This is a genomic window from uncultured Streptomyces sp. (genome assembly GCF_947488945.1).
GTDB lineage: Bacteria > Actinomycetota > Actinomycetes > Streptomycetales > Streptomycetaceae > Streptomyces.
In genome coordinates, this window is sequence record NZ_CANLBS010000026.1 from 20,452 (window position 1) to 41,821 (window position 21,370).

Genomic DNA, 21,370 nt, shown 5'->3' on the forward strand with positions numbered 1-21,370 from the left:
GGGGTGGGGGTGGGATCGGTCGGGGGCCGGTGCGGCTCTCCGCGCCGGGGCCGGCGGGAGGGGTCAGAAGGTGATGAGTGCCTTGAGGACGCGGCGGTCGGCCATGTCCTGGTAGGCGCCGGGGACCTCATCGAGGGTGATCGTCCGGTCGAAGACGCGGCCCGGCCGGATGCTGCCGTCGAGGACGTCGGGCATCAGGTGCTCGATGTAGGCACGGGCAGGGGAGACACCGCCGGTGAGGGTGATGTTCCGCATGATCATGTCCGTGCCGATGGGGCCCTGCTCGTACTGGGGCATGCCGAGCCGGCTGATGGTGCCTCCGTCGGTGACGGCCGCGAAGGCGGTGTCCAGGCCCTGGCGGGCGCCGACGGCTTCGATGACCCGGTCGACGCCCTTGCCCGCGGTCAGTTCACGGACGCGGGCGGTGCCCTCCTCGCCGCGTTCGGCGACGACGTCGGTGGCCCCGAAGTCGCGGCCCAGGTCGGTGCGGGCGGTGTGCCGGCCCATGAGGACGATCCTCTCGGCGCCCAGGCGCTTGGCGGCGATCACCGCACAGAGGCCGACCGCGCCGTCCCCGATCACCAGAACGCTGTCGCCGGCGCGGACGCCGGCGGTGAGCGCGCCGTGGTGGCCGGTGCCCATCACGTCCGACAGGGCCAGCAGGTCGGGCAGTAGCGGTGAGTCCGCGCCGACGGGGAGTTTGACCAGGGTGCCGTCGGCGTGGGGGACGCGAACGGCCTGGCCCTGGCCTCCGTCGACGCCGTCGATGCCGTAGCGGCCTCCGTGCCGGCAGGAGGAGTGCAGACCCCGCAGGCAGTAGTCGCACGTGTTGTCGCAGTAGGTGAACGGGGTGACGACCAGGTCGCCGGTCCTGATCCCGGTGACCTGCGAGCCGGTCTCCTCGACCACGCCGAGGAACTCGTGGCCCATCGGGCGGCCGGTGTCGGTGGCGGGCATGGCCTTGTAGGGCCATAGGTCGCTGCCGCACACGCAGGACATCACGGTGCGGACGACGGCGTCGGTGGGCTCGTGGATCTTCGGGTCGGGCCGGTCCTCGATCCGGACGTCGCCGGCTCCGTACATCACTGCTGCGCGCATGGGTGGTACTCCAGAGGAAGGTAAAGAAGGGGTGCTGTGACGGCTTCGTCCGCCGTCGGGTCCGTCGTGCTCGGTCCTGTGTCAGCGTTCGAGCATCCGCTGCTGGTCCTCGGTGTGGGTGTCCCCCGCGGCGGGGGGCAGGGCGGTGAGTTTGTCGAGCTGCTCGGGGCTCAGCTCGACGGCGTCGGCGCCGGTGTTCTCCTCGACCCGGGTCACGCGCTTGGTGCCGGGGATGGGGGCGATGTCCTCGCCCTGCGCGAGGATCCAGGCCAGGGCGACCTGGGCGGGGGTGGCTCCGGCCTCGGTGGCGACGGCCTTGACCTCGTCGGCGAGTGCCAGGTTGTGCCGGAAGTTCTCGCCGGTGAAGCGCGGGTTGTCGCGCCGGAAGTCGCTCTCGTCGAACTGGTCGGCGGAACGGATGGTGCCGGTGAGGAAGCCGCGTCCGAGCGGGGAGAAGGGCACCAGACCGATGTTCAGCTCGCGCAGCAGCGGCAGCACCCGTTCCTCCACGCCCCTGGTCCACAGGGAGTACTCCGACTGCACGGCCGTGACCGGGTGGACGGCGTGGGCGCGGCGGATGGTGTCGGGGCCGGCTTCGGACAGGCCGAAGTGGCGCACCTTGCCCTCGGCGATCAGCTCGCCGACCGCGCCGGCGGTCTCCTCGATGGGGGTGTTGGGGTCGACGCGGTGCTGGTAGTACAGGTCGATGTGGTCGGTGCCCAGGCGGCGCAGCGACCCCTCGACGGCGGTGCGGATGTTGTCGGGACCGCTGTCGAGGTTCCAGGGGCCCTGGCCGACGTGGGAGACGAGGCCGAACTTCGTCGCCAGGACGACCTGGTCGCGGCGGCCCTTCAGCGCCCTGCCGAGGAGTTCCTCGTTGGTGTAGGGGCCGTAGATCTCCGCGGTGTCGATCAGGGTGACGCCGAGGTCCAGGGCGCGGTGGACGGTGCGGACCGATTCCGCCTCGTCGGTGCCGGAGCCGGTGTAGCCGTGGGACATCCCCATCGCGCCCAGACCGATCCGGGACACCTCCAGGTCGCCCAGTTTGATGTGTTTCATCGTTTTATCTCCGTTTTTCATCGTTTTCTTGATCAGTGTGCTCCGGTGCGGGGCCCCGTGCACGGGCTCATCCGCGGGTGGCGGGCCGGAGCTGGAAACTCGCCGCGGTGGTGATCACGACCGTGGCCGCGGCGAGGCAGAGCGCCGTGTCGAGTCCGGTCTCCAGGTGCCCGGGGCGGGCGATCAGCGCGCCGAAGACGGCGACGGCGAGCGCGCCGCCGACCTGGCGGGCGGTGTTGAGGACGCCGGTGGCCGTGCCGGCCTTCTCGGGCGCGACGTGGTCCAGGAGCAGCGAGGTCAGAGCGGGGACGGCCAGGGAGCCGCCGGCCCCGACGGGGATCATCGCGGCGACCAGCAGCCACGTCGGCGCCGTCGCGGGCACGAGCGCCAGCACCACCAGTCCGACCGCCATGGCCGCCTGCCCGGTGATCACCGGCATCCGGGCGCCGAAGCGGGCGGCGAGGGAGGCCGCGGTCGGGCTGACGGCCGCGGTCAGCAGGGTCATCGGGACGAACGCCAGCCCCGTCGCCAGGGGCGACATGCCCTCGGCCTGCTGCAGGTACAGACTGAGGAGGAAGATCATGCCGTAGAAGCCGACGTTGAGGGCGAAGCCGATCGCCGAGGAGAGCACCATCGTCCGCTCTCTCAGCAGCGCCGAACCGACCATGGGACTGCGCCCGCGGGCCTGCGCCGCCACGAACATCCCCGCGGAGACCACTGCCAGCACCAGAGCGGCCAATACGTGCCCGGCGGTGAGCCCGGAGCTGCCCGCCTCGATCGCCGCGAAGGTCAGCGCCCCCATCGCGAGGACGGCCGACACCTGCCCCGCCCAGTCGAAAGGGGCCTTCACCGCGCGCGGCGAGCGGCGTGCGCGCGCCAGCAGGAGGGCGGCGACGATACCGACGGGCACGTTGACCAGGAAGATCAGCCGCCAGTCGGCCTGGCTGAGGAGACCGCCCGCGACCGGGCCGGCCGCGGAGCCCGCCGAGCCGCCCAGCGCCCACAGCGAGATCGCCCTGGCCCGCCGCTTCGCGTCGGGGAACGCCTCCCTGATCAGCGCCAGCGAGGACGGCACGATCACCGCGGCCCCGGCGCCCTGCACCATCCGGGCCACCACCAGCAGGCCCAGGTCGGGCGCTCCCGCGCACAGCGCGGAGGCCACGGTGAAGACGACCAGACCGGCCCCGAAAATCCGGCGCGCGCCCCAGCGGTCGGTCAGCGACCCCGCCGACAGCAGGAGGCTCGCGAACATCAGCGTGTAACCGTCGACCACCCACTGCAGCCCCGTGACGCCACCGCCGAGGTCGTCCCGGACGGACGGCAGGGCCACGTTGACGACCAGGGCGTCCAGGGTGATGACGAAGAATCCCAGCAGGGCTGCCCCCAGCGCCGCGGCCTCTGCGGGACGCCTCGGCCCACCGGTACCGGCACGGGGTCCGGATGCGGTGATGGCCGTGGTGGTGGGCATGGACTGGCGCTCCCGCCGGTCGGAGGCTGAAAAGGTCACGCACTCCACCGTGCCCCCGGTTGCCCCGCACAGGCAGGCCGCATCGTGCGGGGGTGTGCCCAGCCTGGGTGCGACACGGCCCCCCTCGCCTCTGCCCGTGCCCCGCGCGTTCGGGCAAGACTGGCCCCATGGCACCCGAGCACACCAGCGGCGACGAACTGGCGCGGTTCCTGCGCGCCCGGCGCACCCAGACCAGCCCGGAGAGCGTCGGCCTCACCCCCGGGCCCGGCGTACGGCGCACCCCGGGACTACGCCGCGAGGAACTCGCCACGATCGCCGGCGTCAGCATCGACTACTACACCCGCATCGAACGCGGCAAGGAGACCCGGCCCAGCCCCGCCGTGGTCGACGCCCTCGCCCGCGCCCTGCGCCTGGACGACGACGAACACCACCACCTGCGCGAACTGGCAGCCCGAGCCGCCCGCTACGCCCCCGAACCGCCTCCCCCGCCCAGCCGGACCGTCCGCCCGCACCTGAAACTGCTGCTGGAGACGATGCGGCCCAGCCCCGCCTACATCGTCAGCCGCAGCATGGATCTCCTGGCGTGGAACCCCGGCGGCCTCGCCCTGTACGCGGGCCTCGCCGACTGGCCCGCAACCCAGCGCAACCTCGCCCGCTACCTCTTCCTCCACCCCGCCGCACGCGAGCTGTTTCCCGACTGGAGCACCCAGGTCCGCGCCTGCGTCGCCCGCCTGCGCACCGAGGCCGGCACCAATCCCGATGCCCCCGACCTCACGAAGCTCGTCGGAGAGCTCCTCCTCAAGAGCTCTGACTTCGCCAGGCTCTGGGAACGCTACGAGGTCGTCGGCCACAAAAAGCCCCAGAAGACTTTCCACCACCCCCAGATCGGCGTCCTTACCCTCAGCGGCCAGAGCATGCAGCTCGAAGGCACCCCCGGCCAGCGCCTGGGCGCCTACACCGCCGAGCCCGGCACCCCCGACCACGACGCTATGCTCCTCCTCGACATGACCACCCCCCACCCGGACCGACCTCGCACACAGCCCGACACCCAGCGGCCCCCAACTCCTTGACCGGCAACCACCCCGCCCACCCGCGCGTCAGCAGGCGCCGCCAATCCGGGCCCACCATTCGGCACACCAACGGAATTCATGGCAGCAGCGCCCAGCCGAGGTGCACCGACGCCTGCGCCCCCACCCTCATCGGCGCACCTTCCCAGCGTCACCATCACCTGGACCCGACTCCAGGACGGCATCGCCGCCGGGCGAATTGGCGACGCCTCGGCTACTTAGCCCACCCGTTCCGCGCACCCTGCCCGGCCGAGCCGGTCGCTAAGTGCGGGTCGATGAGGGGTGGGACGTCTGTGTTGGTGGTGTCGAGGTGGAGGCCTTCGTACGGACAAGGTGGCGCCAGACCCCGTGATCCTGTGAGGTGCCCGCGCTGACTTCCGCGACCAGGAGCGGGGCGACGAGGACCGGGTCCAATGGTGTGCGGCTGTTCCACGACGTGGTGAAGCGGACGGCGGTCCAGGGGTGGTCCGGGCCAGCTGGTGTTCGGCGACGTCGCGCGCCGGACCTTGTTTCAGCGGGACCCTCTTCCCCACCAGGCCGAGCCGACCAGCCATGTCGTAGCGCCCAGCGCTTGAAGGCGTTGCAGCGAGCCGGTGGCGGCCCGATGAGAGTTTCGGTCGTGTCCCTGCGGCGGATCTTGGTCCAGGCGCGCATGCCCGGCCGGTAGCGGCCCGTGAGGCTCTTGGCGACGACGCCTTCGACGCCGGGGACGTCGGTCCACTCGTGCAGCCACTCCCCCGCAACCGCCGGGTCGGTGGTCGACGGGCACAGCGTCCACGGCGGCCCGACCCGGTCGTCGGCGAACAGCCCTTCCAGAACCTCACGCCGGCGCACGAACGAGACGTTCAGAAGTTCGTGGCCGTCGGTCTGCAGGACGTCGAACGCGATGAAGTGCGCGGGCATCGCGGCGGCCAGGGTCCGGGCGTTGCGGCCGGCGGTCGCGCGGCGTTGCAGGGCGGTGAAGCTGAGCTGTCCGTGCTGGTCCAGGACGGTGAGTTCGCCGTCGAGGACGAGCCCGTCCGGCAGGTCCCGCGCGGCCGTGGCGAGGTCGGGGAAGCGGTCTTGGACGAGGGTGCCGCGGCGGGTCTGCAGCAGCACCGGGTCCCCGTCACGGGACGGGGTGAACAGGAGTGCCCGGAAGCCGTCGTTCTCCAGACTTTGGTATGTCTCATGAGACATCTGGGACGGTCGATGGGGGTGCAACGATCATGCGGTCGACGAGTCCTTGCCGCTAGTGGCTCAGGAGAAGGGGATGAAGCCCTCTGACTGGTCGAGGCGGAAGGGGGAGCCTGGATTCTCGGCCACCCAGCCAACAGCGCGGGCGGCGCGGATGCTCGCGGCGACTTCGGACGGCAGAACGGGGACGGCTGCTGTGCCGACCCAGTTGGCCGAGTGGGGCTTGTTGGTGGTGATCACCAGAGTGGTGCCCGGCGTCTCGGCATGTTCGACGGCGAAGGTGAGGGGACGCCAGGCCATGCCTTGGCTATAGGTCGGCCTTCCGCGGAGTCTCCAGCGGTAGGTGGTGCCGTCGACGACGATGCGCCGCGACCCCTTCTTGACCAGTGCCATTTCCATGTCCCTCCTAATTGGACAGTAGTGAAGAGCTGCTGGCCGTGTCGTCTGGATTTCATCCGGCCGACTTCAGATGCGGCTCAAGATCACTCTCGGGCGGCGTGCGAGCGGCCGAGGGGGATCACGGTGGCTGACCGCTTGGCAAGTTGCTCGCGGAACGCTGAGTTCTCGGCGAGAAGGACGGCGATGACGGTGGCCGCCGCGTCGACCTGGTCCTGGAGTTGCTGTCGCTCGGTCCGGTTGTCGTTCAGTCGGCGCCGCAGGAGGGCGATCTCCTCCGTCTGTTTCTGGTCGTGCTCGCTCGCTGTGCTCTGGTTGACGTGGTTGTCCCACTCGGCGAGGACAGCGGTCGCCCGGTTCATGGTGGCCCGGCTGACGTCGGCCTCGCGCCAGAGGTTTTGCTTCGTGAGCTTGCCGTCGGTGCGGACGGGGCGGCCGGTGAAGAGCCGGTTCATGGCGTCCCGCAGGGCTTTCTCGGCCTTTGGAGAGACGGCCGACTGGTCGGGGGCGGTCATGCTTCCTTCGCCTTGATGAGCACAATCTCGATATCGCGGATCTGCTGGTCGACCAGGGCACTGCGGTTCGCGGGGAGTTTGGGCAGGTCCCGCAGCCGGGTCAGGGAGGTGTGCTCGGCCCGCCAGATCGGCAGGTGCTCGGGAGCGATGATGCTGTTCCCGCAGCGGGAGGGCTGGCAGCGGTCGATCAGCGGGCCTCTGTGCCCGGGGGGAACGACGGCGTCTTCGAGGCACTTCGCGCCGACAGGATTGTTCTCGTCCAGGGTGCAGTGGTTGAGCTTGCCGAACCGGATCGACAGGTGGGTGCGTTGGAGCAGGCCGTGTTCGACACGGACATCTCCGCGCTGGGCTTTGCCGGTGGCCCGGAGGGCTTCGGCCTTCTCGCGGACCGCGGCGAAGGCCTGGCGCATGGTGTCAGCGCCGGGTCCGTAGCCGATGGTCTCGCCGCGGCTGTCCGCGTCGAAAAGGTCCCGCAGGCGGTGGAATCGGCGCTCGGCGACGGCGGTGTCGAGTAGACGGGCCCAAGAGGGGTCATGGTCCATGTAGCCCTGGGTCGTGCGGTTGGCCAGGGCTCGGGTTGCGGCGTGTTTGAGCTGCATGCCGACCGCGATCTCGGATCCGGGGTAGTCGCGGGTGAGCATGGCCATGGTTCTGCGGAACATGTGTGGGGTGACCTTGCCCGGGGGGATCTCTGCCAGGCCGGTGACGCCCCGGTAGCGGTTAATATGGTCGATGAAGCGCTTGATGGCTGTCTGGCTGGTGAAGCCTTCGCCGTGGAAACGGGCGCTGACCGCGGCGAACGCGAGGGTGTCGTGCAACGACAACCGCATGGCGGTCTCGATGGCTTGGGCGACCGGAGCGATGATCCACCAGTGGACGTCTGGCAGGTCGGGGTCGAGCTTGCGTTTGATGGACTTCACCGCCGGGGTGCCGAAGTACTCGGTCAGGGCGTCTTTGGTGATCTCGCGGATCTCGCAGTCACGCATCATCGACAACGCGGCGACGAAGACGTAGCAGGCGTTGCGCAGGGCCAGGCACTCGACCAAGAGCTCACTGGGCTGGAGACCCCGGTGCCAGGGGCCGCTGCTGCCGTCCGGTCGGGAGACCTGGTGCAGGTCGTCGATCAGGCTGTGCCGGATCCGGTCGGCGGCCACGGCCTCTTCGACGGCTGCCCGCCGGGCCAGCCCGGAGCGTTTTTGTGTGGTGAAGAAGTCCATCGTGCGGGGATCGATGCCGATCAGGCAGGACATCAGCTGCCAGTTCACCGCCTGCTTCCCGGTCCGTTCGTGGATCGGGACCCGGTTGCCGGAGTCCGCGAGCCAGGCGGTGAAGAGTGCGTCGGCCTCGGCCATCGGCAATGGGCGGGCCGCGGTCTGCAACCCGTGCCAGCGCTCCAGCGCGCGCAGGATGTCGGGACCGAAATCGTTGATGTAAGTCCAGGCCGCTCGGACCAGCGGGAACCAGGTACTCGGCTGGATCGCGCGCGTTTTCAGCTCGGGGACCGTGGGGACGTTGACCACGGCGTTCGTGCTGGTGTCGGGCCAGGGGTCCCGGGCCAGTCCTGCGCGGGCAAGCGTTCCTCTAAACCGGTGCAGGGCCTTGATCACATGGACGTGTCCGATGGCGCTGGCCGGTTCGCCCTGCTCGCACCGGTGCTGGATGTAGCTCTTGAAGTCGTCGTCGCACCATTCGCCGACCCACTGGGGCAGTTGGCGGAAGACGCCGAAGGCGTGCATGGCCCGCAGGTGTCCGATGCGCTGAGAGGCCGTCATCGGTGTCATCGGGTCAGGCGGCAGATGCAGGCCGCGGGCGAGGACGGCCGGGTGGCGCGGGTTGAACCAGATCATGGCCATTTCCCGGGCCAGCAGGTTCCACTGGGAGTCGAGCCCGCGGAAGATCACGCGCATGCCGGCGGCCTGGAGGTTGGGGGCTTTGCGGACAACGCCGTTGAGGTCCCAGAGTCCGGTGTGGCCGAACAGCGGAGGCCGGGCGTCCTTCAGGAGCGGATGCGACTGGATGACCGGCTCGTCGTCCCGGAAGACGGAATCGGGAAGAGCCAGGGGCAGGCGGCTGCTCACGCGTCGAACTCCACATGCGCTGAGAGGGGAAGCGGCAGGGCCAGCTGGTCCTCGGCGATCTGCTGGCGGGCCTGGCCGATCTCCGCGTCGGTGCGGGCCCTGATCGCCTCGGTCACGTTGACACGGCTTTGCCCCCAGAGCGCGTGGAAATGCTGAGGCGACAGCCGCAGTTGAAGCCGCTCAAGATGGTCGGAGAACAACAGAAGCTGGGGCAGGTTCGACGGCAGCACGAACGCGTTGCGGCATTCCAGGCAGCGGGTCGGAGCAACCGGGCAGAGCTGACCGGGACGCCCGTAGGGGGAAGCGAACGGGTCCTTGCAGCTGGAGACCCCCATGTCGAGCTGCCCGGAGCGCAAGTGCTCGATCTCCTCCCCCGTCAGCCCGAGGGCGGCAGCGGAGCCCGGCTCGCCCAGCGACTGCTCGGCCTCCCCGCTCAGCACGACGGGACCGTTCAGGGCCTTGTCGAGCCACCGGCTCTGAGCCGTGGTGATCACACTTCCGGCGATCACCTTCAGCGTGGTGCCGTGCGCGTAGTGGCGGTGGAAGGTCTGCACCGAATGGTCATCGGCGATGTCACTGACACGCCCCTTGAAAGCGATGGCCTTCTCGACCTTGCTCGACTTGCGCAGACGCCGGATGTCCGGCTTCCCGTCCACCGACACCCCCTGCTCCTTCAGCCAGCGAGTGAAGGGCAGCGCCCGGTCCATCACCGAGGCCGTGACCTCCGGCCAGACCACTGCGGCCCGTAGGAACAGCGGGACGGGCGTAACACCGAACCGCTCGGCCAGAGGTCTATTCAGCTCCAGCAGCCGATGGCTGATCTCACCGGCGTCCAGCCGCGGTCGGGCCGGATGCAGCAGCGTCGGGCTCTGCGGCTCCCCGGTGCTGAACGCCTGCCGCATCCGCGCGCGGGCCCTGCCCTTGCTGAAATCGATCGTCACGCTGGATGGGCGAACTCGATCTCGTTCTCACTCAGCGCGGTGACCTCCTCCGGGGCCCGGCCCGTGGCCGCCATCAGCAGCACCCGGTAGGCATGCAGGTCACGATTGTTCAGGAACAGCCGGTTCACCAGGGCCCTGACGAGGGCGTGCTTCGCGGCGGTCGCGGCCGTCCCGGCCGGCACCAGTTGCTGAAGACTGGGCGGCAGCGCCCGCCAGAGGGGCAGGGACGTGCTGATCTGCGTGCAGTCCAGGACGTTGTGGGCGATCGCCCAGAGCAGATTTGCCTCTTCCAGCCAGCCCGCCTCGCGCGGGTCTCGGCCCCGGGTGACGAGTTCCCAGCCCTCCGCGATGCGCCTCTCGGCGTCTATGCGGGCGGCCCAGGCCGCCTTCACGATCTTCTTCCTGTCTGCCCGGGAGAACTCATCCAACTCGTTCGTCTCCCCCCGACGCACTCCCAGGGCCCCTTCGAGCCAGCCGTTGAGATGCCCGGCGACCACCCGCTCGGCGTGAAGAGACCGCCGTCCGATCAGCGTCCGCAGCCGTCCCGCGTGCCAGGCCGGCCCCCGCGACCCGGGCTCGTGCCGGGAAGGCAGCTGCCGCACCCACTCCGTCACCGCGTGGTGTAGGTCTGGGTCGGTGCCCGCCAGAGTCGCCTGGTGCGGCCGGGGGACGGTGGTGTCCACGTGCTCGCAGAACGACTCGATCGTCTGCCGGTAGTGCCTCATGGACGTCGCCTTGTAACCGGCGTCTTCGACCAGCTCCACCCACTCATCCGCCAGCTCCGCAGCCAGCTTCGCGCAGGAGAAACGCGCCGGATCCAACGAGACCGTGAGCGTGCGGCCCGAAGTGCCAGGAGCCGAAACGGCCTGGCGCACTCCGACCCGAGCCCGAGCCGGGGCCTCCTGGCGGGGAAGAGGAGGGGGGAAATCACGGGTGTACTGACCTCGGCGTGGCATGACCTGCGTCCTCCAAACGCATCAGACCGCGGGCGACGGCGGCGTAAGAGGCGCCGCCGGCTGCTGTCCACTGGCGGAAGGCCTCGTCGACTTCCCGCATCGGGTTCTTCAGATAGCGGATGTAGCGGTAGGTGGTCGACGGGTGGGCATGGCCCAGACGCTGCTGGACCACCAGCAGCGGATTGCCCGTCATGTGGTCCAGCAGCGTCGACATCGGCAGGCCCTGGTCCTCCGCGTCGTTCAGCGCCTCACGCGTCAGGAAGATCAGAAGCCGCAGAGCGAACGTGTGCCGCAGATCGTGAAAGAGCCAGCGCTGCCGGGGCATTACCGGCGCGTGCCGGTCGCCGGACCAGGCCTTCAACCGGTCCCAGGCCCTCCAGCGGACCCGGTCCCAGCCCGAGAAGGTGAGCATCTTCCCGCCCGGTCCGACGAACAGGGCCAGCGGATCCAGTCCGCCGCCGGTCTCCATCACCGCCAGCCGCCGCAGGTCCGGCTTCATGTTCTTGATCACCCGCGTGGTGGTGCGGCCGTTGAGAATCCCGCGGACCTTCATGCCATCGGCTTCGAGCCGGTCGATCACGAACAGCTCGCGATGCCGCCTGCGCAGCGTGCGCTGAGCTCGCGCCACGATCTCCGAACGCTCCAGCAGCAGATAAGGGTCAAGGAGCTCCATCGGCCCCGGCGGGACATAGACCGAGCGTGGATGGCCGTACTTCGCGCAGGCCTTCAGATCGACGTCCGCGAACGGCGGCCTCGGCCCGCCCCACAACCCCACCTCGGGCAGCAGCAGCGTCGACCACTCCTGGATCCGCATCCCCGTCATCAGCGCCAGCTCGCACGCCGCCCGATTGCGGTGAGGACACCAACCGCGGAACGACATGTCCAACCCGGCATCCGGAGTCAGTCCACCGAACCCCACATCCCGCAGGTAGAGGTACTGATCAAGCTCCATATGACGGACCCGTAGATCAGGGCGGATACCGCTGGAGAGCGACCCCCGGGGTACCGACCGCCACGGTCGAGCAGCAACCTCTCCGGATAGGATCAGATACCGGTAGAGAGACTCGATGGCCGCCCAATCCCGGTCCCACGAAACGTCGTCGACGACTTCCTCGGCATGGTCCTGCCGCCACAGACGGAACTCACGGATGTCTATCTCCGTCGCCGACAGAAGATCCGCACCACGGGCCAAGAGGAAGTGCAACAGCATCAGCACGGTGTAGGCATACGACCGCATCGTCTTAGCGTCCCTGCGGTCCAACGCCAGCGACCGGAACCACGACGACACCGGCTCCACCGGCCGCATCGCCTCATCCAGGAGGATCGGCGTACCCCGCGAGAGGGGACGTCGCTCGAAGAGTTCGGCAAGTTCGGCGTGTCCCAGGCCCGCGACTTCCCCGACCTTCCAGACCTTCCGCGTGTCCGTGAAGAACAGGCGCACCACATCTCCGGGGCTGACAACGACGTTCCGAGGAACCTTCCACTCGGCCAACCGGATTAACGCTCAACCGGCCACGGCCAACCCACGAGACTCACCCGTATGAGACACATCTCAAGTGTCTGGAGAACCGTCGAACTTGGGCTGGAAGGCGATGTTGCCGATGGGGAGGGTGTCGCGGGCCTGCGCGAGCATCGGCTCCACCGGCGGCCTCAGCACCACACAGCCTCCCTCCAGGGCGTCCGGGGGCGGAGTGTCAGGCGTCGGAGTCGGGGTGGGCGTCCGTACGGAGCGTCCACGAAGCCCCGGAGCAGCCCGCGGGAAGGGGCGGGAAGCGGTGGCCCTTCACGTCGGTGCTCCAGTGGTGACCGGCCCCGCAGTCACACGCGTAGACCCCGCTCTCCGGAACCACCTCGCCCGGATGCCACCGACCTCGTTCCTCATCCATGTGTCCGGTGTACGACACCCCGGCCGGCCATGCGACCTAGGGACGGAACCGCCGCGGCCGTCTCCACGGAAGTCGCCGACGGGACCGCTGCGGTTTCCGCACCGGCGGTCGCACTGAGTCACTGTCGTGACGCGGCCGCTTCGATGCCTGATGCCCGCAGCTTCCGCGCCAGGAGTTCCATCTCGGGCAGGGTCCCGGTGTACTGGCCGCTCAGGATTTGCTCCAACACGGCCCGGACGGCGTCCAGGCCGATACCGAGTTCCGCCCGCAGCACCCTCATGGTGGCGGCGTTGCTCGGTGGCGGGGGCACCCGCAGTATGGCCCGCCCGTGCTCGGAGAGCAGTCGGCCACGCAGTTCCTCCGGCAGGTCACCGCCACACACGGCCAGGCCGAACCCGCAGGCCGGACACGTCGACTCGACATCCCACCGCAGTTCCTGGCCCACCAACGCCTGAACACCGCACAGCTGTGCCTCGCCGCCGCATCCCTGGCACACATCTGCGTACCTGATGGACTCGACCAAGATCGGTTCTTCCACAATCCCCCCAGGAGAAAGATCGGTACCTCCTCGCGGCTCCTCCCCGGTCCTGTCAGAAGGCCCCGGACCACGGCCCGGGCCTTCTGCACTCCAGTCGGGGCACGGACTCCGGCGGCACCCTCAGGTGCCCAAGGCCGGAGTGGTCAGCCGAGCCAGGCGACTGGTGAAGAGGCAGTGTTCCAACCCTGCACTGTTCCTACCGGCAGGCGGTGTTCCTCGCGTTCAGGCCCTCTGCCGCTGCGGCCATGGATAACCAAGCTGCTTGGCGTACTCCGGTGATCCGCCACAGACCTCGGCTGTCTGACGTGGGTCACCCGCCACGAGTTGCTCAGCAAGTCTCTCGGCCTGACTTTCAGGGTCGTCACTGGAGACGTCGAGCACCATCCGGAACTGCAGCCATGGGCGGTCTTCCCCGATGGCCGAGCGGCCCGGATGGAAGAGGAAGAGGTTGATCTGGTCGGGCTCCCAAAGCCAGGCGGACACACCGCCGAGTTCACATTCCCATCGTGCAAGCCAGCGACGCGCTTTCTGAGGTCCAGCTCCAGCAGCCGGGCAACAGTGCGTGCTGGCCACTCCCAACTGTGGTCCGCAACGGCTCGCTCTACCTCTGTCTGGTACTCCCGAGCATCGAACCAGAACTCAGGCAGGTCAACGTTGTCCTCGTCGTGGTTGCGCCACTCGCTCCAGATCACGTGGTCGCCGTCGCGCCGGATGGTCACATAGAGGGCGCCGCAGCACCCTTCGGTGCACGTGGCCTCGGCCAGCCGCACCTCGTGCGGCTCAGGACCAGCCGTCAGAGGACCGTCCGGCATCAAGAGGTACTTGGGATCTTCGCCCGGCCCTTCTGTGAACACCTCAGCCAAGATGTCCTCACTGTCGACCAGCGGTCGGACCTCCACGCTTGCACCCCTCTGCGGAAGATCAGGAACGACAACATGGAGGGTGAGGCAACGCTTCTTGGCAGTCATCGAACGATTGTCGGGCCTGCCACATCAAGGTGTCGCAGCATTTCTCGCGGATGGTCCCGTCACTGGTCCTTCAAGATCTATCCGGCGGTTTCGCATCGTCGTTCGTGCAGGCAGCTAGGTAGCCCGCCCAGCTGTCCTGCGCGAACCGGGCCCACTTGTGCGCCGTGCCGGGGTCGATGCCCAGGAGATCGCTGACGACGATCGGAGGCAATTCCGCCACGAATTCGATCATGGCGGTGTTCCGCGCGCTCAAGCTCGGTAGGCCGTGCCGCTTCAATCGCGTGAGCGCCCACCCTCCGCCACTTGGGCGACTAGCAGGTCGGCCTGGCCAGAGGTAACGCGGTCCGTCTCCAGGTAGTTGCTCCAGCATCGAGACGCGTGCAGGGTGCCGGATTTGCTCCTCTATGAGTCGACCCACTTTGGGCGGCAGCAGGACCGGCTCGCGGTCGAATGTGACGTACCAGTCCGTCTCCTCCTTGTGGAAGCGGTCAGTGGTCAAGGTGACGATGCGGGTGACCTGCATCCCTTAGAGCCTGACCATCGAGCCGATGATGCGGACGTCGAGCGGAAGTTGGTCGTCGTTGAGGCAGCGACGAAGTTGTCCGTAGTGCTCGTCCTCGGTGAGAGAGTGCGAGGCGTCGGTCTTGACCTCCGGGGGAGTTTGATCCCGCTGGTGAGGCGGGGGGCGAGTGTCCAGCGGACGAACGCCCCGACCCCCTGGCGCCGTGTGGGATGCGTGGTGAGCCAGAGGTCGAGGGCTTCTTGGGTGAGGGCGCTCAGATCGAGCTGGTTCTCGTCGAGCCAGGTCATGAACAGGCCGGCGGTGCGGATGTCGGTGCGGTCAGTGCTGGCTGATCCGGCCGTGTAACGGCCGCGGGCAGCGCGGCGACGCGCATCGCGGAGCACCTGCCACTCGGCGAAGGGCCGAATGATGCGGGCAAGAGGCTGTCCGGGAGGCGGACCGGACCGCCCCAGGAGCCGCTGCGCGGCGGTCTGGCGGCCCCACGCGGCCAACACCGGGCAACGGGGGCCCCAGGGCGGCAGAAGCGCGCTCACCGGGCCCCGGCGGGGAAACGGCCGTTCAGCGCTGCCGGCGGGCGAGCGCGGCAGTGATGAACGGGGACGCCGCGGCGACCACGAACCCGGCCGTCCCGAGCGCGGCCGTGAGCGGGGCCATGGCCCCGGGCCGGAGGAAAACCACCAGGCCGGCTCCGCCGCAGAGCGCCATGACGGCCACTGTGCAGACAACGGACACGGCGGAGACGGCGAGGACGGACGGCCCGGACGACGTCGGCGGGACCGGGGGGACCGGGGCGGGCGCCGGGGCCGGCGCGGCCGGGAGAGCGGGCTGGTGGCTCTGGGGTGCGGTGGTCATGTCGGTCGGTCCTTTCGACGGGGTGGTGCCTGGTGGTGGAGCGGCCGGAGTTGACCCCATCCCGGCCGTTAACGTCCCGGCATGGGGTCCGAGGGCGTCAGGCAGCACAGTGCGACGCGGCGGCCTTCCGTCCACGCTTCCCATGTCGGTCCGCACCGGTGCCGGGCAGGAGATTCCCTGCCCGGCACCGGCGTCGCCGTGCCACGCTCTGTCAGCGGCAGTGCGACACCGATAACCCGCTACCCGGCCGGGAACGAACCGACGAGCGAGGTCTGGCCGTGGTGTTCACGCGGAGGAAGCGCTGTGGTTCGTTGCGCCCTCTCCCCCCGTGGTGTGCGGTGCCCCCAGCAGCCTCGGCCGAGTTCGAGTGCACACGCGCACACGGGTGTGCACACGCGCACACGGGTGTGCCCGCGCGCGCACTGGTCCGTCTTCGTCTCACTCCGCTCCGAACGGGCTATGGCCCGAACGCAGACACCTGGACACCATGAGGGCAATCCCCACCGTGCAGTTCCTGCCGCACATCTGGTGACGCCCACCAAGTGCAAGCTCGCCGTGCCGCAGGGCCCATGTGAATGAAAGGATCACCGCTGATGCCCAAGTCACTCAGGACAGCGACCGCAGGTCTTCTCATAGCCGCTGTGCCCGCCCTGGCACTCGCCCTGCCCGTCGCACCGGCCAGCGCAGCTGAGTCCGCACTCGACACACTGACCTGTACCAGCACATCCACCACCACCTACGACCCGCCCATCACCACCACCGCAGCCACCAGCACCCGCGCCATCGACCAAACCTACGGCCCGTGTGTGGGTACCGGTACCGCGGCAAGCATCACCGGTGGTACCCACATGTCCTCCAACACCACCCAGCGCTCCTGCCTGCAACTGCTGTCCACCGCGACCGTGAGCTGGACCATCAACTGGAGCAACGGACAAAGCAGCACCGTCACCGCCCAACGCGTGTCCAACCTCGCCGGGGCGGTCTTCACCAACACCTTCACCGGCGCCGTCACCAGCGGCTACCTCGCCGGGCGCAGCTTCGTCGAAACCATGACCGCCCCCTCCTTGCAGATCACCAACTGCACCCTGCTCGGCGGCTCCGTCTCCAGCCTCGGCGCCCTGCATACCTTCACCCTCCTGTAGGCCGCGAGGCCGGGCATGGCCCACCTCAACGACCAAACCCGCTCACTGAAGATCAACAGCAACGACTGCGGCTGGCCCGTTGGTGCGTTCGCAGCGGGCCGTCAGCCGCAAGTGCGTCGACGCCCCCGGAGAAGAGCGCGAGGCGTCTGGCGCGCGACCGGGGGCAGGCGCGCGGTGACCCTGGCCGGCAAGCAGCCGGGCCCGGGCGGACGTTCACGAGCAGGTCGCTTCCCGATCGCGCCCCGGGCACGACGTGCCGTTTCTTCAGGTGACCAGTGACGCGATCGGGTGACAACCCGTCATCGCCACGCCGAGAGGCAGGGAACGGCTGCTAGATCACGTGCCGTAATGATCAACCTGATGCGCCGCGGCGTGCCCGCGCTCGCCCTCGCCGCCCTGCCCCTGCTCGCCGCCCTGCCCCTGCTCGCCACCACCGCTCCCGCCGGCGCCCTCACCGGAACACCGGTGGAGGAACGGCCGTTCACCTCGTACTCCCCCGCCCAGCCCCCCGCCGGCGCACCCAACGCCCAGGTGGAACTGCCGCTGTTCGACGCGATCGACCGGCTCGACGTCGCCGACGAACACCGGAACGGCTACCAGCGCAACCTCTACAAGCACTGGAACAAGGGGATCAACGCCTCCGACGGCTGCGACACCCGCCGCGAGGTCATTCTCGCCGAGGCCGTCAACGCGCCCACGGTCGCAGCCCGCCCATCCTGCTCACGCACGCCTTCTACGCCTTCTACGACCTCCACCGGCCCGCCTACCAGGCCTACGCCGCCACCCGCCTCGGCCCGGAAGAAGCCCAGCTCGCCGTCACCCACCTCTTCGACACCGTGGCCAGCAACTGGACCACCGTCGTCGCCGAACCCCAGCCCGCTGCCTGGGCCTGGGAAAACCACACCCGCACCGTCGCCCGGCGCAGCGGACACACCCTCACCCCGCCGAGAACACCGCCCTGCTCCACAACGACCTCGCCCTCAGCATCGACCAGATCGCCACGGTCACCGGCACCGAACCCGCCACCGTGACCGCCCTTCTCGCCACCGCCCAACGACGCCGCAACCACCCCTGCACCGTGTAGAGCGGGGGTCTCGGTGCCCACCAGCACCAAGACCCCCGACCCACCGGCACCCCCCGCAATCAGGTCTCCTGGGCGCGCGAGCCGCTCGTGGGCCGGGGTCCGGCCAGGCGGTCCAGACGCTCGTACAGGGCACGCACGGTACGGGCGCGGTTCTGGGCGCAGCGCATGGTGCCTTCCGGCAGGAGCCTGAGTTGGGCGTCCGTCTCGTCCAGGACGACTTCGGCGAGGGCCTTGGGGCCGCTGTCCTTGGGCAGGCGGCCGGTGCGGTGGTGGAGTTCGGTGGCGAGCGCGCGGGCGTGGGCGGTGAGCTGGAGGGCGATCTGGTGGTAGTCGCGGATCGCGAGGGTGTCCGGGCCGGTCCAGGCGAGGACTGCGGTGACGAGGCACTCGTGAGGGCCGCGGTCGGGCTGGAGCCCGGCTTCGAGAAGTCCGTCGGGGTCGTGCAGGACGGTACGGGTGCTGGGGCACGTGGCAGGGGTGCCATCGTTGGGGCGGGCGCCGGTCACCGCGGGGACTCCTGCTGGTTGTCAGTGGCGCCTTCAGCGTTCCCGTGGTCGGTCTGGGCGAGGAACCGGGCGTAGCCGCGGCGGGCGCGTGCCAGCAGCTCCGGAGAAGGCCGGCCGAAGACGGAGGACCGTGGGCCGCACCGTACAGGGGCGGGTGCGGAAGGTGTGGATGCGCTCATGGGCACCGCCTCCGATGGGTGGATGCGTCGGTGTCATTCGACGCTACGGAGCAATCGGATTGGCCCTCAACTTGATTGCGGGTAATTGCGGGAATTCACTCCAGGGTGTCGATCGCGGCCTGGATGAGGGCGCGGGCAGCGTCTCCGTAGACGGCCATCTCCGCGAGGCCGGCGAACGCCTTCGCGTAGTCGGCGATCTCGCGCGGCTGCGTCACCTTGATCTCCGCCGTCAGCGTCTCCACCACGGCCATGGTGTCGTCGTGGACGTAGAACGCCTCCAGCGGCCACACCGTGCGCTGCGTGGTGAACGGGATGATCCCCAGCGAGAGCGAGGCGAGTGGCATCACCGTCAGGAGATGGCGCAGTTGCCCGCGCATCGCCTCGGGGTCGGCAGTGCGGAAGCGCAGGACGGACTCCTCGAGGAGGACGACGTAGCGGTGTCCGCCCTCGTAAAGGAACCGGGAGCGGGCGACGCGGGCGGCGACAGCTTCGGCGACGTCGTTCGGTGTGCCCTGGAAGCGGGTGATCTGGGTCAGGAGGGCGGTCGCGAACGCCGGGGTCTGGAGGAAGCCGGGCGGCACGTTGGAGAGGTACACGCGGCAGTGGCGGGTCTGCTCGTGGAGGGCGTACCAGTCCTCCTGGACCTGGCGCATGCCGCCCTGGTGCAGGCGGCGCCACTCCATGTACATCGAGTCGACCGCGCGGGCGGTGGCGATGAGGTCGTCGGCCTGGTCGTCCGCGCCGCATGCCGAACACCAGGTGCGGATGTCGCTGTCGGAGGGTGCGGCCGCGCCCTTCTGGATGCGGGTGGTCTTGGCGGGGTGCCAGCCGCACCGGGCGGAGAGTTCCTTCCCGGTGAGGCCGGCGTCCTTGCGCAGGTGCTGCAACCGGACGGCGAGCGCCTCGCGGGCCGCCTGAGCGCTGGACGAGGGGGAGGCGGTCGTCATGAGGTGCGTGGCCCTTGGGTTGTGCGTCGGTCAGATGCGGTAGTCGGCGTGGTCGGTGGCCAGGTCCCACACCGAGCGGAACGCCTCGGCACACAGCTTGATGGCCTGCGGGTCGTCGGTGTGGTCGGGCTCGAGGGCCTCGCCGTCGCCGGAGAACAGGTTCCAGCGCACGATTCGGTCGTCGATGAGCCAGAAGTCGTTGCCGGGCAGGGCGAGGGTGGAGGCGCGGCGGCGGGGGAGCCAGCGGACCTGTTCGCCGGCGCGGAGGTTGGCGTCGGTGATGGCGTGCTCGAAGCGGATGTAGTCGGTGACGGGCTCGGACACGACCCGGGCCCGGTAGACCTTCACCCCGCGCGCCACGGTCCGCTTCACCAGCGGCAGCCACCCGCTCCAGTACTCCGAGTCGTCCGGGGGCACGCTTCCGTCGCGCAGGAACGCGTCGTAGACCGCCCTCTCCTCCCCCACGGCGTAGACGTCCCGCAGTTCCAGGTGCAGGGCGTGCCGTTGGGCGGAGTCGAGCAGGTCCTCAAAGCTGAGCGCTGGCGGCTTCTGCGGCATCGCACGCCTTCCTGATCTGGTCGATCATCCGCACGGAGAGCCGGATGACGCCCTCGTCATCCGCCGTCGGACTGTCCTGACTGCACGCGGCCCGCGTCGCCGTGTCGGCGAACTTGCCCTGCAGAACCAGTTCCGGCCCCTCAGCGGCCTCGGTGTCCACCCACACCGCAGGGCAGTTCCCTCCACCGGAGTTCGGGTCCGTGCCGAAGAAAAGTAACGCCATGATCGCCTCCCGGGCGAGCCAGTTGCGTGGAGTTGCGCAATGACCGTCCCGCGCACCGGCGCCTCGGTCAAGGGCGCGGCATCACCGGCTCGCCGCCACCGCTCCCGGGCCGGCTTCCTCTCGCCGGGGCAGGCACGGCGTGGGCCAGGCCGGCTCCCAGCGCCAGGCCGCCCACCGGTCGGCGTCCGCGAACGGCCCGGTGCGTTCCTCGAGCATCGCGAGGACCTGGGAGCGGGCGTACTCCACCGCCTGGTGCTCGGTGTCGGTGACGATGCCCAGGCGCCGCACGTGGGCGTACTCGTCTTCGTCCTTCCACGTCCACGTGCTGAGGTCGGGGTCGATGACGAGGTCGATGGTCAGGTCGAAGGTGTCGAACCCGATCTCGGTGCGGCGGGTGGGGTGCTCGAAGTTGACGTACCAGTTCCTCAGCCCGCCCGCGGTGTAGAAGGCGTTGATGCTGAACCACGCCGCTGGCGGCTTCCACAGCAGGAGCTCCGTCTCCTGCCACACCCCGGGCGCCAGCTCCCACTCCCCCGTCGCCATCGCGTCGAACGCTTCCGTACGGACCGACCGGTCGCCGTCGGCGCGGGCCTTGGCGTACAGGGCCGGCCACAGCGCCTGAGCACCGGGCGCGCAGGCGGTCACCAGCGCCTCGCTGGTGTCGGCGAGGACCCGTAGTGCTTGCTCGCTCCACGCCCGCCCGCAGCGGTGCACGTCGCGCCGAACGGCCGTCTCCCACGTCGTGAAGGTCTTCACCGGTGCCTCCCTCGCGATCCCGGCCGGGACGTCCAGCCGGGCGGGCACCACCTCAGCGCCCGGGGGGCTGAGTGGGCAAGCCGCCGTTCGGGGTGGCTTACCCACCCCCCTCTCGGTCAGGCTTCCCCGGGGGCCGGCTCCCACAGGAAGCGGGCGCGCCCGGTCCCGTCGCAGTGGGAGCAGCAGCCGCTCGCGGCATCGTTGCGGTCGCTAATGGTGTAGGTGGCGTCATGGAAGAGCCGGGTGAGCCCGGCGGTGTGCGCGGTGTGGATCGGGAGCTCCTGCCGTCTGCCGAGCGTGACCTCCAAGGCGACGCCGGGGCCACTGAAATGGGCGCGGGCAGGTTGCCGGTCATCGCCCGGAGTGTCTCGTTCACCTCGTGCATGGTCTCTGCTCCAGTCAGCTGCACCCCGGTCGCGAGGATCGTGTCGGCGGCCGCGGTGAAGGACAGCAG

General features: G+C 69.5%; 22 protein-coding genes. 2 read left to right on the forward strand and 20 right to left on the reverse strand.

Annotation, left to right across the window (positions count from 1 at the left end):
- Nucleotides 1-63 precede the first annotated feature (63 nt).
- The 3 genes from Q0994_RS29635 to Q0994_RS29645 all read right to left on the reverse strand — a co-directional run bounded on the left by Q0994_RS29635 (nucleotide 64) and on the right by Q0994_RS29645 (nucleotide 3,664).
- Nucleotides 64-1,098: a zinc-binding dehydrogenase gene (locus Q0994_RS29635; protein ID WP_299540706.1), complete on the reverse strand. Its 1,035-nt coding sequence runs from the start codon at nucleotides 1,096-1,098 to the stop codon at nucleotides 64-66.
- Between the two features lie 81 nt (nucleotides 1,099-1,179).
- Nucleotides 1,180-2,157, reverse strand: coding sequence for an aldo/keto reductase (locus Q0994_RS29640; protein WP_299540709.1), 978 nt, complete (start codon nucleotides 2,155-2,157; stop codon nucleotides 1,180-1,182).
- 67 nt (nucleotides 2,158-2,224) lie between these two features.
- Nucleotides 2,225-3,664, reverse strand: a complete 1,440-nt coding sequence (locus Q0994_RS29645) for an MFS transporter (RefSeq protein WP_299540712.1) — start codon at nucleotides 3,662-3,664, stop codon at nucleotides 2,225-2,227.
- A gap of 128 nt (nucleotides 3,665-3,792) precedes the next feature.
- Between Q0994_RS29645 and Q0994_RS29650 the strand changes: the two genes are divergently transcribed.
- Complete coding sequence (locus tag Q0994_RS29650; protein ID WP_299540715.1) at nucleotides 3,793-4,695, forward strand: helix-turn-helix transcriptional regulator; 903 nt, start codon at nucleotides 3,793-3,795, stop codon at nucleotides 4,693-4,695.
- 258 nt (nucleotides 4,696-4,953) lie between these two features.
- Here Q0994_RS29650 and Q0994_RS29655 read toward each other — a convergent pair whose 3' ends face one another.
- The 12 genes from Q0994_RS29655 to Q0994_RS29710 form a co-directional block, all read right to left on the reverse strand.
- Nucleotides 4,954-5,871 (reverse strand): ATP-dependent DNA ligase, encoded by a 918-nt coding sequence (locus Q0994_RS29655; RefSeq protein WP_299540718.1) that lies wholly within the window; start codon nucleotides 5,869-5,871, stop codon nucleotides 4,954-4,956.
- 60 nt (nucleotides 5,872-5,931) lie between these two features.
- Nucleotides 5,932-6,261: a hypothetical protein gene (locus Q0994_RS29660; RefSeq protein ID WP_299540721.1), complete on the reverse strand. Its 330-nt coding sequence runs from the start codon at nucleotides 6,259-6,261 to the stop codon at nucleotides 5,932-5,934.
- An 89-nt stretch (nucleotides 6,262-6,350) separates the two neighbouring features.
- Nucleotides 6,351-6,779, reverse strand: a complete 429-nt coding sequence (locus Q0994_RS29665) for a hypothetical protein (protein ID WP_299540724.1) — start codon at nucleotides 6,777-6,779, stop codon at nucleotides 6,351-6,353.
- Nucleotides 6,776-8,857: a hypothetical protein gene (locus tag Q0994_RS29670; protein WP_299540726.1), complete on the reverse strand. Its 2,082-nt coding sequence runs from the start codon at nucleotides 8,855-8,857 to the stop codon at nucleotides 6,776-6,778. Before Q0994_RS29670 ends, Q0994_RS29665 begins: the two co-directional genes overlap by 4 nt.
- Nucleotides 8,854-9,798, reverse strand: a complete 945-nt coding sequence (locus Q0994_RS29675; RefSeq protein WP_299540729.1) for a hypothetical protein — start codon at nucleotides 9,796-9,798, stop codon at nucleotides 8,854-8,856. The genes Q0994_RS29670 and Q0994_RS29675 overlap by 4 nt, the downstream gene beginning before the upstream one ends.
- Nucleotides 9,795-10,619 carry a hypothetical protein gene (locus Q0994_RS29680; protein WP_299540732.1) on the reverse strand — a complete coding sequence of 275 codons (825 nt, stop codon included), beginning with the start codon at nucleotides 10,617-10,619 and terminating at the stop codon, nucleotides 9,795-9,797. Before Q0994_RS29680 ends, Q0994_RS29675 begins: the two co-directional genes overlap by 4 nt.
- A gap of 106 nt (nucleotides 10,620-10,725) precedes the next feature.
- On the reverse strand, nucleotides 10,726-12,195 hold the full coding sequence (locus tag Q0994_RS29685) for a site-specific integrase (protein ID WP_299540734.1): 1,470 nt from the start codon (nucleotides 12,193-12,195) through the stop codon (nucleotides 10,726-10,728).
- A 253-nt stretch (nucleotides 12,196-12,448) separates the two neighbouring features.
- Nucleotides 12,449-12,640 carry a hypothetical protein gene (locus Q0994_RS29690; RefSeq protein WP_299540736.1) on the reverse strand — a complete coding sequence of 64 codons (192 nt, stop codon included), beginning with the start codon at nucleotides 12,638-12,640 and terminating at the stop codon, nucleotides 12,449-12,451.
- A gap of 118 nt (nucleotides 12,641-12,758) precedes the next feature.
- The gene (locus Q0994_RS29695) at nucleotides 12,759-13,163 is read right to left on the reverse strand and encodes a hypothetical protein (protein ID WP_299540739.1); all 405 of its coding nucleotides are present in this window, start codon (nucleotides 13,161-13,163) and stop codon (nucleotides 12,759-12,761) included.
- Between the two features lie 158 nt (nucleotides 13,164-13,321).
- Entirely contained in the window at nucleotides 13,322-14,146 is an 825-nt protein-coding gene (locus Q0994_RS29700) for a hypothetical protein (RefSeq protein ID WP_299540741.1), read from the reverse strand.
- A gap of 70 nt (nucleotides 14,147-14,216) precedes the next feature.
- The gene (locus tag Q0994_RS29705; RefSeq protein ID WP_299540744.1) at nucleotides 14,217-14,669 is read right to left on the reverse strand and encodes a hypothetical protein; all 453 of its coding nucleotides are present in this window, start codon (nucleotides 14,667-14,669) and stop codon (nucleotides 14,217-14,219) included.
- Between the two features lie 558 nt (nucleotides 14,670-15,227).
- On the reverse strand, nucleotides 15,228-15,521 hold the full coding sequence (locus Q0994_RS29710; RefSeq protein ID WP_299540747.1) for a hypothetical protein: 294 nt from the start codon (nucleotides 15,519-15,521) through the stop codon (nucleotides 15,228-15,230).
- Between the two features lie 593 nt (nucleotides 15,522-16,114).
- Between Q0994_RS29710 and Q0994_RS29715 the strand changes: the two genes are divergently transcribed.
- The gene (locus Q0994_RS29715) at nucleotides 16,115-16,663 is read left to right on the forward strand and encodes a hypothetical protein (RefSeq protein ID WP_299540749.1); all 549 of its coding nucleotides are present in this window, start codon (nucleotides 16,115-16,117) and stop codon (nucleotides 16,661-16,663) included.
- Nucleotides 16,664-17,806: 1,143 nt separating this feature from the next.
- On the opposite strand, the gene Q0994_RS29720 is transcribed toward Q0994_RS29715, so the two are convergent.
- From Q0994_RS29720 to Q0994_RS29740, 5 genes are all read right to left on the reverse strand, one after another.
- Nucleotides 17,807-18,253: a restriction endonuclease gene (locus Q0994_RS29720; RefSeq protein WP_299540752.1), complete on the reverse strand. Its 447-nt coding sequence runs from the start codon at nucleotides 18,251-18,253 to the stop codon at nucleotides 17,807-17,809.
- A gap of 274 nt (nucleotides 18,254-18,527) precedes the next feature.
- Nucleotides 18,528-19,379 (reverse strand): helix-turn-helix transcriptional regulator, encoded by an 852-nt coding sequence (locus Q0994_RS29725; protein ID WP_299540754.1) that lies wholly within the window; start codon nucleotides 19,377-19,379, stop codon nucleotides 18,528-18,530.
- A 30-nt stretch (nucleotides 19,380-19,409) separates the two neighbouring features.
- Entirely contained in the window at nucleotides 19,410-19,937 is a 528-nt protein-coding gene (locus Q0994_RS29730; protein ID WP_299540756.1) for a DUF6879 family protein, read from the reverse strand.
- The gene (locus tag Q0994_RS29735) at nucleotides 19,906-20,160 is read right to left on the reverse strand and encodes a hypothetical protein (RefSeq protein WP_299540759.1); all 255 of its coding nucleotides are present in this window, start codon (nucleotides 20,158-20,160) and stop codon (nucleotides 19,906-19,908) included. The genes Q0994_RS29730 and Q0994_RS29735 overlap by 32 nt, the downstream gene beginning before the upstream one ends.
- An 81-nt stretch (nucleotides 20,161-20,241) precedes the next feature.
- The gene (locus Q0994_RS29740) at nucleotides 20,242-20,916 is read right to left on the reverse strand and encodes a DUF402 domain-containing protein (RefSeq protein WP_299540762.1); all 675 of its coding nucleotides are present in this window, start codon (nucleotides 20,914-20,916) and stop codon (nucleotides 20,242-20,244) included.
- Nucleotides 20,917-21,370: the final 454 nt, after the last annotated feature.

What these genes read in the sequence shown, in the direction of transcription:
- Q0994_RS29635 (WP_299540706.1), bottom strand. Translation starts at nt 1,098, where the DNA reads ATGCGCGCAGCAGTGATGTACGGAGCCGGCGACGTCCGGATCGAGGAC.
- Q0994_RS29640 (WP_299540709.1), bottom strand. Translation starts at nt 2,157, where the DNA reads ATGAAACACATCAAACTGGGCGACCTGGAGGTGTCCCGGATCGGTCTG.
- Q0994_RS29650 (WP_299540715.1), top strand. Translation starts at nt 3,793, where the DNA reads ATGGCACCCGAGCACACCAGCGGCGACGAACTGGCGCGGTTCCTGCGC.
- Q0994_RS29655 (WP_299540718.1), bottom strand. Translation starts at nt 5,871, where the DNA reads ATGTCTCATGAGACATACCAAAGTCTGGAGAACGACGGCTTCCGGGCA.
- Q0994_RS29660 (WP_299540721.1), bottom strand. Translation starts at nt 6,261, where the DNA reads ATGGCACTGGTCAAGAAGGGGTCGCGGCGCATCGTCGTCGACGGCACC.
- Q0994_RS29665 (WP_299540724.1), bottom strand. Translation starts at nt 6,779, where the DNA reads ATGACCGCCCCCGACCAGTCGGCCGTCTCTCCAAAGGCCGAGAAAGCC.
- Q0994_RS29690 (WP_299540736.1), bottom strand. Translation starts at nt 12,640, where the DNA reads ATGGATGAGGAACGAGGTCGGTGGCATCCGGGCGAGGTGGTTCCGGAG.
- Q0994_RS29700 (WP_299540741.1), bottom strand. Translation starts at nt 14,146, where the DNA reads ATGACTGCCAAGAAGCGTTGCCTCACCCTCCATGTTGTCGTTCCTGAT.
- Q0994_RS29705 (WP_299540744.1), bottom strand. Translation starts at nt 14,669, where the DNA reads ATGCAGGTCACCCGCATCGTCACCTTGACCACTGACCGCTTCCACAAG.
- Q0994_RS29710 (WP_299540747.1), bottom strand. Translation starts at nt 15,521, where the DNA reads ATGACCACCGCACCCCAGAGCCACCAGCCCGCTCTCCCGGCCGCGCCG.
- Q0994_RS29715 (WP_299540749.1), top strand. Translation starts at nt 16,115, where the DNA reads ATGCCCAAGTCACTCAGGACAGCGACCGCAGGTCTTCTCATAGCCGCT.
- Q0994_RS29725 (WP_299540754.1), bottom strand. Translation starts at nt 19,379, where the DNA reads ATGACGACCGCCTCCCCCTCGTCCAGCGCTCAGGCGGCCCGCGAGGCG.
- Q0994_RS29730 (WP_299540756.1), bottom strand. Translation starts at nt 19,937, where the DNA reads ATGCCGCAGAAGCCGCCAGCGCTCAGCTTTGAGGACCTGCTCGACTCC.
- Q0994_RS29735 (WP_299540759.1), bottom strand. Translation starts at nt 20,160, where the DNA reads ATGGCGTTACTTTTCTTCGGCACGGACCCGAACTCCGGTGGAGGGAAC.